The following is a 7109-nucleotide window of genomic DNA, read 5'->3' as shown; positions in this document are numbered from 1 at the left end:
GCGAGGTCTGGTAGGAACGCGGGATTCTGCTCAGCCAACCCCTGATAGATGGTTACCGATTCCTGGGTTGGGGGCAACGCCTCGGCACGTTTCCCCCACGTCCGAAATGCCGCTGCAACCTCCAACGATGCGCTGGCTACGTCTGGTAAGAGAGCCGTTGAGATCGACGACAGCGTTCGAAGACGATCGACGCCGGTGGGCCCGGCTTCTGCGGCGTGCCGCCACGCGTAGCGCCACAGGTAGGTTGTGCTTTGGGCCGAAATCCCCTCCCTGAGCAGCGCCTCGTAGCGGTTTAGGAGGGCGCCGGACACCATCTGTGCGTTCGGGTCGGTGAACACCTCCTGCGGTCGTTTGCTGGGTGGGCGGAGCCACTCGATGATGCTGGCGTGGGCGATCCGGTAGACGGCCTGCTCGGCTTCGACGTCCTGGATCAGGTAGCGGCCGAGTTGTTCCAGCACCCACCATTGATCCGGTGGCGTAATTTCCGAGTACGCACCATCGGAGAGGGCATCGGCGATTGCGGCCCACTCGGGCAGTGGCAACCCGGAACCAAGCGCCCAAGACAACGCGGTCACCAGGAGTTTCGCGAACGCGGGTTCGTCGATGTCGTCACGGTGGGCAGGCGCGGCGACGGCCGCCAGATCCCGTTCCAATGCTTGCGGAAGTGACGCGGCCACCAACTCCTGCCAGCCTTCCACCCCGCTATCGATGGGCGAATGGATCAGTTGGCTGGTCACCAGCCGCGCAAGCAGGAACGGCAGGCTGGCGCTGGACGCCGTTCCCGTGAGCAGATCCGCGACCTTGCCCGGGTCCATCTCGGAAGCCACACCGCTGAGCCGACGGAGGATGTACTCGCGCAGGTCCAACACACCCTGGGCTGCGATTCCCGGGTCGGCCAGATCAAGTTCAGCCCCCGTCGGCGACAGAGCGTCGATCAGAAACTCACCGCCCTCTCCGGTGGGTGGGTTCAGGTTACGGGTGGCCACCATGACCGTCGCCCATCTGGAGAGCGGCACAAGCAGACCGGACGCGATATCGAAAGCCTCGCCTCGCGCCTCATCCACGCCGTCGACCGCAACCACCGGTACGCCGCCGTCGTGGAACGCGGCCTCCACGTCCCCGAGGAACTGGTTGACGTTGCGGCACTCTCTTGTGCTCTCGGGGTCCAGGACCCCGGCAGCGACGAGTTGGGCGTGGATGCGCTGCGCTGTCTGGTCGGCGGTCAGGCCGCGGACATGAACCGCCGCATGGACCGACCGTTCTCCTGGATCCTCATGTGCGAGAGACGGATCAGAGCTGAGAAGCCGACATCGCTCACCGGCATCCGACAAAGACACGACCCGGCCGAGGATCGCGGACTTGCCCGTGCCCGGCGCACCGGTCACAACATGCATCCCCGGCTCTTCCGAGCGGACCCAACCTACCACCTGATTCACCTCAGCGACCCGGCCGGTGAACGCAGAGGCTTCGCCTTCATCCGCGCCCCCACGCGCCGCGAGAAGCAGGTGCTCCACGATGCGGGCCGGGAGGAGCTCCGGCTTGAACAGGGGATTGGGGATGAGGGCCAGTTGTAACCCGTCCCGGGAGAATCGAGGCCGCTGCGACGCCTCCTCTGGCCATTCGCTCAGCAGAGCGGAGCCGAGTTCCTCACCGGAGATGAATTTCGAGCCGGAGGGCCACTTGATCACCCCGTCCTCGCTCGGACCACGCGTCAGCAACCGCGTGAGAACCTCCCCGAACAGGCCGTCGCGCGCAGTTTCCACCTGCTGACAGGAAGCCAGCACTCCGGCCCAGACCCGGTCATCGGCGGGTGGCACGTCGTTGACTAGCGCGCGAATCATCTCCATGCTCGTGGCCGCCTCACCGGCGTGGCACACATCAACCATGAACAGCAGTTGGTGCGCCCTCGACTTCACGAGCGGCCGGATCGCCTCGGTGAACGCGACCCCGTCGGGATGGGTATCGTCGTCGGCGGTGATGAGCCGCAGCCCTCCATCCAGCTTTCCGTGGCCACTCCACATGAACACGATCAATCCACCATCAGGCATCGCACCGTGAAGCGACCCAACGAAGTCGCCCACACTGTCCTTGTCTGGATCGAGCAAGGGAGTACGCTCAGGGATCCGCAGCAGCTTGTGGACCGCCTCAACGTCAGCCACCGCCTGCGGCAACGTGGAATGATTCACGTAGTTGGAGATCCCCACCCCCGCGAACAGCCTCGGTACGTCCTCACCCATGAGCAACTCCTTCACCAGAAACACGAACGCCCCCGTACAGCTTCGCAGTCCGCGAGACGGCCCCCGCCCCAAGCTTGACAGATCCAAGGTCCCGGGATGTGTCCGCAGGGCACAACTGGAGACGACGAACGAGTGGGAGGAGGCTCCCAGGCGCAGTTGCCTGGGTGAGTTCGGCGATCGGGCCACCCCGAACCGACGACACAGGGCCCTTCCAGCCACGTCCGTAAGCCGGTCCCTCACCGTCCAGGGCAGCGGCGCCGTCGCATCGTAAGGGAACACGCGTGAGGCGGATGCCCGTAAGACCCGCCCGATGAAATGCCCGCTGAGGGAGAGCTAACCGCAACACTTGGGACCTGCTGATCGGCTACGCCCGCGTGTCCACGAACGAGCAGGACCTCACGGCACAGTTTGATGCACTCAAAGGTCTCGGAGTTGACGAAGACAACATCCACGTCGATCACGGACTCGACTCACCGGCAACACACGAGCCAGGCCCGGCCTGGCCAAGGCACTCGCAGCCGTGCGTTCTGGCGTCACCCTCGTAGTCACCAAGCTGGACCGCCTGGCCCCCTCGTTGCCGGATGCCCGTGACATCGCCGACGAGCTGACCCGCAAAGGTGTCGCCCCTGAGCCTCGGCGGGAGCGTCTATGACCCGGCCGATCCTGTGGGTCGGCTCCTGTTCAACGTTTCCCGTGCCACGGTCTACCGGGAACTGCAACGCGACAGCGCGAGATGCGCCGCCAGCTGAGCAGCCAGAACCAAGAATCAGGCGCGCCGAAGACAGCGCCCGGGAGCCGACCGCACTTCACGCCCCCGACGCCGTATCGACTGCAAACCGTCGTGCGCCACATCGCCAACCCCTGCCGAAGAGAAGCCACCCGTTGGATTCGTCGCCCCAGACCCAAAAGGCGCTCCTGATGTAGGTGTGGGTCGCTTTCGGCCGAGACGTGCTAGCCGACCCGCCGCTCGACGACACCCCGGGCGACCACGTTCCCAGCGCCGGCCCGATCAACCAAGCGCTCGGCCAACGTGTGCTCAGCCACCCCAAGGGGCAAGATGTCGGCGAACTTCAGCCCCTCAACCGCCCGACGGTCCACATCCGGCCAAACCCCCTCTAGGGTCGGCCCGAAGTGACCGACGATGCTTCGCACCGCCGCGCCCACCCGCCCGGGACCGACGTCGGCACGCAGCACGATGTGGACGCTGTCGAAGGAACGATCCGGGTCGAGCAGCTCCGGATCGACGACTCCCAACGCCGCATGCAGCAGTGCGTTGGCCCGGCCACCGGCCCAGGTCCACCAGCGCACCTCCTCGTCTTCACGGAGCACGACGGTGCGCTCCCGGTCGACCCGATTCGCCCACTGCGACCTGGCCTCGGCGATCCGACCCTCCGCACGCCTCGTGATCCCGACCCCCGCCGGGTCGGCCCCCAGCAGCACCCGCCGCATCGCGTCACACAAGGCATGGCTCAGTAGGGCACGCGACCCCGACCACCGCGCCAGCCCTCTCCCCTCGGCCGGCTCCACATAGGCGCGGTGCCGCGTCCAGTCGACCGAGTTCACCTTCCACGACCGCCCCGCCAACGCAATCAGCCGCGGGCCCTGCACCTTCTCCAACAGCACCATCGGGTCGACGACGCCGATCTCGTCGCGCCCGTGCAGCACCGTCACCTGAGGATCGGTGGTGAACACGCTCATCAGCTCCATGAAATGCCGACGACCGTAGCGACGTTCGGTCTCCGGGCCGATGAACGCCATCCCCTCATCGACGTCGAGGTGCCCGGTGCCGACAAGATGGTCGACCAACCCGGGCAGGCTCTCCGACGGCGCCAACGGCAACCCGCCCAACCACTCCGGCCAGGTGTTGCGACCCACCCGACCCTCCTGCAGCGCCAAAGCGAGCAACTGTTGCGCCGCGATGTGTCTCGGCGACGACGTCGGCAGGACCGGCTCGACGTAGCCCTCCGACCACAGCAGCAGCAACCCGAACGCCCGCAGCAGCTCGGCATCGTCGGCGGCCAGCAGCAGCATGTTCCTGCTCGTCCCCGGCCTGCGTCCGGTGCGCCCCAGCCGTTGCAGCAGCGACGCCACCGTGCCGGGCGCCCCCAGCTGCAGCACCCTGTCCAGGTCGCCGACGTCGATGCCAAGTTCCAACGTCGAGGTGGCCACGATCACGCAGTCCCGACCCTCACTGAAGGCAGCCTCCGCCCGGCGTCGCTCCGCGGCGGAAAGGCTGGAGTGCGACACATGCGTCTCCACCCCCCGCTCCCGCAGGCTCCCGGCGAGCCGTTCGACGATCCGCCGCGAGTCCGCGAACGCCAGCCTCTTCTCGCCGCGGTGCAGCGCGCTGATCACGGTGGCAGCGCCCTCCAGCGACCCGACGAAGTCCAGCTCGATGTCCACCTCGACGCCCGCCTCCGCCGTGGGCGACACCACGACCGCCGGAACCCCGGGATGGTTACTGCCCTGCAACCAGCGCAGCAGGTCGACGGGGTTCCCGACGGTGGCCGACAAACCGACGCGCTGCAACGGCCGACCCGTCAGCCGGGAGAGCCGCTCCAGAACCGCCAGCAAATGCCAACCGCGGTCGTCGCCAGCGAAGGCGTGTACCTCATCGACGATCACCGCCCGCACATCGGCCAAGACGACATGCGGGTCAAGCGTCGCCGAGACCAGCATCGACTCCAGCGACTCGGGCGTTGTCAACAGCACATCTGGCCGTTCGACGACCTGCCGACGCCTGGCCCCCTGCCCGGTGTCACCGTGCCTGACGGCGGCGTCGCGGCCCAGCCAGCGGGCGTAGCCCTGCACCCGATGTTCCAGGTTGTTCAGGAGCGCCCGCAGCGGCGCCAGATACAGCACGGACGTGCCGCGCCAATCCTCGGCCGCCATCTTGCTCAGCATCGGAAACAGCGCCGCCTCCGTCTTCCCGCCCGCCGTTGGCGCAAGCAGCAGCGCGTCGGAGCCACCCAGCACCGGCGCGACGGCGTCTTCCTGCAGCGGCCGCAGGCTCCGCCACCCCAGCGTGTTGACGACATGGTGCTGCACGACGGGGTGCAGCAGGTCGAATCCACTCACGGCTGACCGGGCCGGTTCACAGGTCCAGGTCGACGTCGTCGGCCCGACCGGCCGGCCGCATCGCGTTGCGCTCGACCTCGGTCAGCTCGCCCCTCGCGACGGTGAGCGCATAGTCGCGGCGGGGATCGAAGTCTTCGAACTGGTCGACACGATCCAGCACGTCCCCGACAAGCTTCTTCAGGAACACCCTCGGCGCGATCCCGACCTTCCCACCCAACGACCCCGTCACCGCGTCGGCCAGCTGAGCCAGGTAGTCGTCGTCGACGACCCGCCGGATCCGGTCGCTATCGGTGGCACCGTCGGCGTACAGGTCTCGGACGCGTCGGCCGACCGCGAGGAGCGCGGCCCGGTCGAACCCGGGCAGCCTGATCTGGACGGCGCGCGGGTTGTCGAAGCGGGCGTCGGTGGTGAAGTCCGCGTGGAGGCGCTGCGCCAACGGCAACAGGCGAGCCACCCCGGAGGGCCCCTCGAAGAATGCAGGTGTGCCTGTGACGAGCAGGTACAGCCCCGGGTAGCGGCCGGAATCGATCTCGTCGATCAGCTGACGCAACGCGTTGAGGGCCTTGTCACGCACGTCACCGCGGACTCGCTGCAGCGTCTCCACCTCGTCGAGGACCACCAACAGGCCAGGGTGTCCGGCGTCGCGCAACACTGTGAGCAACCCCTGCAGGAACGCCATCGCGCCGAAGTGGTCCAGGTCGCCGCGGATACCGGCGGCGCGTTTCGCCGAGGCCGCGACGTGCGGCTGCCCGCCGAGCCACGCGGCCAGCGCGTCGGCTGCCGGCCCGTCCCCAGCCAGCATCGCGGCACGGTAGGCGCGCAGCGCCTGCGCGAAAGCCGGCGTCTTGCTGTTCACGTCCGCGAGCCTGGCATCGAGCAGCCTCTCGACGGCCTGAGCCAACGTCGCCTCACCCGCCGAAGCCAATGCCGGGTCGGCGCCGATCGCGTCCGACTCGAGCGTGAACAGCCACGAATCGAGCACCGACCGGAAGGCGCTGGGCGGCACCGTGGCGGTGCGAAGCGACTCGGTGATCCGTCGGTAGACGGTCTCCAACCGGTGCAGCGGCGTCTCGGTCTCACTGATCTGCACCTCGGACGTCGCCCAGCCTCGACGCAGCGCCGACTCCGCCAGGTGCCGCGAGAAGAACGTCTTACCCGAGCCGTACTCGCCCCGCACGGCCTTGAACACCGCGCCACCCCCGGCGACGGCGTCCCGCTCGGCCGCCAACGCGGCGTCGAAGCGCTCCAAACCGACGGCCAGCAGGTCCAGCCCGCTGGCAGGCACGGTGCCGCGCCTCAGCGCGTCGATCACTTCCCGACGGCGTCGCGGTGAGACCTCAACCACTACGCCGTCTCGCCGTCGCCACCGGCTCCAGCTATCCGAAACTCGCCCTGGCGGAGGATGTCGAGCGTGAGGCTTCCCAGCCTGAGCTTTGCCGCAAGCTCGTGCAGGGCACTGCGCAGGTAGGGGTAAGCCGCCATCACGGCTACCTTCTCGATGAAGTCACGCTTCGTCTGATCCGGAATTTCGGTCGCTTCCTCGCGCCGGTACACGGTCGCGACCGTGGCAGCGAGAGTCGCCGACGGCGTCTGGTATCGGGTCCGGAACCAGATTTCGATACTCAAGCCCCACGCCACAGCATTGACCTGGATGGTCAGTTCACCGTTGGCGTCAGATTCGTCGAAAACGCCAAGGCCCTTGTCTGGTGCCGCGTCGAGGGCGAGCTTGGCGGTCTCCTCGATCGTCCTGACATCGTCAAGCCGAACTGTCGAAAGTAGTTCAACAATATCCAT

6 protein-coding genes are annotated in these 7109 nt (G+C 67.5%); 2 read left to right on the top strand and 4 right to left on the bottom strand.

The annotated features are described in order from the left end of the window. On the bottom strand, positions 1-2237 hold a 2237-nt coding region (locus BUC15_RS12975; protein WP_217652232.1), incomplete at its 3' end, for a caspase family protein. A 353-nt stretch (positions 2238-2590) separates the two neighbouring features. On the opposite strand from BUC15_RS12975, the gene BUC15_RS21100 reads away from it, so the two are divergent. Both BUC15_RS21100 and BUC15_RS20805 read left to right on the top strand, forming a co-directional pair. Next, on the top strand, positions 2591-2782 hold the full coding sequence (locus BUC15_RS21100; RefSeq protein ID WP_342741736.1) for a recombinase family protein: 192 nt from the start codon (positions 2591-2593) through the stop codon (positions 2780-2782). Beyond that, positions 2758-2889 (top strand): recombinase family protein, encoded by a 132-nt coding sequence (locus BUC15_RS20805; RefSeq protein ID WP_245787979.1) that lies wholly within the window; start codon positions 2758-2760, stop codon positions 2887-2889. Before BUC15_RS21100 ends, BUC15_RS20805 begins: the two co-directional genes overlap by 25 nt. Before the next feature lie 299 nt (positions 2890-3188). Here the strand turns inward: BUC15_RS20805 and BUC15_RS12965 are convergent, their stop codons facing one another. Genes BUC15_RS12965 through BUC15_RS12955 form a run of 3 tightly spaced genes read right to left on the bottom strand, consistent with a single transcriptional unit; the run spans position 3189 to position 7109 of the window. After that, on the bottom strand, positions 3189-5315 hold the full coding sequence (locus tag BUC15_RS12965; RefSeq protein ID WP_073188991.1) for a DEAD/DEAH box helicase: 2127 nt from the start codon (positions 5313-5315) through the stop codon (positions 3189-3191). A 16-nt stretch (positions 5316-5331) separates the two neighbouring features. Continuing rightward, complete coding sequence (gene brxD / locus BUC15_RS12960; protein WP_073188989.1) at positions 5332-6660, bottom strand: BREX system ATP-binding protein BrxD; 1329 nt, start codon at positions 6658-6660, stop codon at positions 5332-5334. Continuing rightward, entirely contained in the window at positions 6660-7109 is a 450-nt protein-coding gene (locus tag BUC15_RS12955) for a hypothetical protein (protein WP_139280261.1), read from the bottom strand. The genes brxD and BUC15_RS12955 overlap by 1 nt, the downstream gene beginning before the upstream one ends.

The organism is Tessaracoccus bendigoensis DSM 12906, assembly GCF_900141915.1.
In the GTDB taxonomy this organism is placed as follows: Bacteria; Actinomycetota; Actinomycetes; order Propionibacteriales; family Propionibacteriaceae; genus Arachnia; species Arachnia bendigoensis.
Note: the sequence above shows the minus strand (reverse complement) of the source record. Positions and strands in the feature narration are given on the sequence as shown.